At 47.8% G+C, this 3,118-nt stretch carries 2 tRNA genes and 2 rRNA genes (1 of these 4 only partly in view); all 4 read left to right on the top strand.

What is annotated here, in order from left to right:
* The first annotated feature begins 182 nt into the window (after positions 1–182).
* A 16S ribosomal RNA gene (locus tag FEE95_RS21925) occupies positions 183–1,710 on the top strand.
* A 205-nt stretch (positions 1,711–1,915) separates the two neighbouring features.
* Positions 1,916–1,989: transfer RNA gene (locus tag FEE95_RS21920), tRNA-Ile, on the top strand.
* 150 nt (positions 1,990–2,139) lie between these two features.
* A tRNA-Ala gene (locus FEE95_RS21915) sits at positions 2,140–2,216 on the top strand.
* A 234-nt stretch (positions 2,217–2,450) separates the two neighbouring features.
* Positions 2,451–3,118, top strand: a 23S ribosomal RNA gene (locus tag FEE95_RS21910) (it continues 2,162 nt past the right edge of the window).
* The 16S and 23S rRNA genes sit together here with 2 tRNA genes alongside, the layout of an rRNA operon.

Genomic DNA, 3,118 nt, shown 5'->3' with positions numbered 1-3,118 from the left:
GTTTTTTATTTGAAGTTCATTGACAGATTGTAGAGACAGCGCACACATCCTTATAAGGGTGTGATGTAAAGTAAGAATCATATATATGGTTGGAAGAAATTCCGAACATATAAGAATTAGATCGAGATTACGGGGCTGGGGGATTTTTTTGATTGTTAGTACTTAACTATATTTAAAGATTAACGATGAAGAGTTTGATCCTGGCTCAGGATGAACGCTAGCGGCAGGCCTAACACATGCAAGTCGAGGGGTAACATGAAGTGCTTGCACTTTGATGACGACCGGCGCACGGGTGCGCACCGCGTATGGAACCTACCTTTTACAGGGGAATAGCCTTTGGAAACGAAGATTAATGCCCCATGGTACCTTTAGTAGCATTACTAGATGGTTAAAGCCTTCGGGCGGTAAAAGATGGCCATGCGTCCCATTAGCTTGATGGTAAGGTAACGGCTTACCATGGCTACGATGGGTAGGGGCCCTGAGAGGGGGATCCCCCACACTGGTACTGAGACACGGACCAGACTCCTACGGGAGGCAGCAGTGAGGAATATTGGACAATGGAGGAGACTCTGATCCAGCCATGCCGCGTGCAGGAAGAATGCCCTATGGGTAGTAAACTGCTTTTATACGGGAAGAAAAAAGGGTACGTGTACCCTACTGACGGTACCGTAAGAATAAGGACCGGCTAACTCCGTGCCAGCAGCCGCGGTAATACGGAGGGTCCGAGCGTTATCCGGAATTATTGGGTTTAAAGGGTCCGTAGGCGGGCAGCTAAGTCAGAGGTGAAAGTTTGCAGCTCAACTGTAAAATTGCCTTTGATACTGGTTGTCTTGAGTTATGGTGAAGTTGGCGGAATATGTAGTGTAGCGGTGAAATGCATAGATATTACATAGAACACCGATTGCGAAGGCAGCTGACTAACCATATACTGACGCTGATGGACGAAAGCGTGGGGAGCGAACAGGATTAGATACCCTGGTAGTCCACGCCGTAAACGATGGATACTAGCTGTCCGCTGCCTTGAGCAGTGGGCGGCCAAGCGAAAGTGATAAGTATCCCACCTGGGGAGTACGTTCGCAAGAATGAAACTCAAAGGAATTGACGGGGGCCCGCACAAGCGGTGGAGCATGTGGTTTAATTCGATGATACGCGAGGAACCTTACCAGGGCTTAAATGCATATTGACAGGTCTAGAGATAGACTTTCCTTCGGGCAATTTGCAAGGTGCTGCATGGTTGTCGTCAGCTCGTGCCGTGAGGTGTCAGGTTAAGTCCTATAACGAGCGCAACCCCTGTCGTTAGTTGCCAGCGAGTCATGTCGGGGACTCTAACGAGACTGCCGGTGCAAACCGTGAGGAAGGTGGGGATGACGTCAAATCATCACGGCCCTTACGTCCTGGGCCACACACGTGCTACAATGGTAGGTACAGAGAGCAGCCACGATGCAAGTCGGAGCGAATCTATAAAACCTATCACAGTTCGGATCGGGGTCTGCAACTCGACCCCGTGAAGCTGGAATCGCTAGTAATCGGATATCAGCCATGATCCGGTGAATACGTTCCCGGGCCTTGTACACACCGCCCGTCAAGCCATGGAAGCCGGGAGTGCCTGAAGTCCGTCACCGTAAGGAGCGGCCTAGGGCAAGATCGGTAACTAGGGCTAAGTCGTAACAAGGTAGCCGTACCGGAAGGTGCGGCTGGAACACCTCCTTTCTAGAGACGACGATTGAATAAATTACCAGTTCCGTTTGATCGATTTTATACTGAAACCATGTTTCAGTATACCCTGAACTCGATTCAGGGCCTATTCTAAGTAAGATTCGAAGTTTTACAAAGTGCGCAAAAATGTCTTTACGATCATGATATATAAGTAATTGCTTTTTTTGAAGGTATTTATACTGGATAGGGGAGTAGGGACAGTCCCGTAGCTCAGCTGGTTAGAGCGCTACACTGATAATGTAGAGGTCGGCAGTTCGAGTCTGCCCGGGACTACAGCCTAAGGCTGGTTTGTTATTGGGCATTTATGTTCATTACCGGATTGGTTTTGGAAACGTTCATTGAGAATAAAATACTGGAAATTTTAGAAGTTGAGTTAAAGGGTTATCACTCATAACTCTTAACTAATAACTCATCACTAAAAATGGGGGATTAGCTCAGCTGGCTAGAGCGCCTGCCTTGCACGCAGGAGGTCATCGGTTCGACTCCGATATTCTCCACCAGGCAATGCCTGGGGATGATTTGTTTATCTCTAGTGTATTTGCGTGTGAGCGGATAGATGATTTCATTGTCTATCGCGACTTGCGATGTTCATTGACATATTGGGACAGACTTATAATACCCGCACGGGTGTTGTAAGATTTGAGAATTAAAAGTTTTATATAGTAAAATAAGACACGAATTTTTTAAGTACAGAGTATAGAGTATTATCGAATACGGCAGAATTTGAAGGTTTGGCGACAAGCTGGAAAAGGGCGTATGGGGAATGCCTAGGCTCTCAGAGGCGATGAAGGACGTGATAAGCTGCGAAAAGCCATGGGGATCGGCACACACGATATGATCCATGGATATCCGAATGGGGCAACCCACTATGTTGAAGACATAGTATCCTTTAAGGAGGCGAACCCGGGGAACTGAAACATCTAAGTACCCGGTGGAAGAGAAAACAAAAGTGATTCCGATAGTAGCGGCGAGCGAAATCGGATTAGTCCAAACCGTTGTTGTTTCGGCAATAACGGGGTTGTAGGACCACGACATTCGAGGAGTTATGAACTAGAACAAGTTGGAAAGCTTGGCCATAGACGGTGATAGCCCGGTATAGGTAAAGACCTTTTAGATAGTGGTATCCTGAGTAGTGCGGGGCACGTGAAACCTTGTATGAATCCGGCGGGACCATCCGCCAAGACTAAATACTCCTGAGAGACCGATAGTGAACCAGTACCGTGAGGGAAAGGTGAAAAGAACCCTGAATAAGGGAGTGAAACAGATCCTGAAACCATACGCTTACAAGCGGTCGGAGCCCTTCGGGGTGACGGCGTGCCTTTTGCATAATGAGCCTACGAGTTACTTTTACTAGCAAGGTTAAGGACTTCAGGTCCGGAGCCGTAGCGAAAGCGAGTCTGAA

Source organism: Maribacter algarum (ex Zhang et al. 2020) (assembly GCF_005885635.1).
In the GTDB taxonomy this organism is placed as follows: domain Bacteria; phylum Bacteroidota; class Bacteroidia; order Flavobacteriales; family Flavobacteriaceae; genus Maribacter_C; species Maribacter_C algarum.
This window is presented reverse-complemented; position numbering and strand designations above follow the sequence as displayed.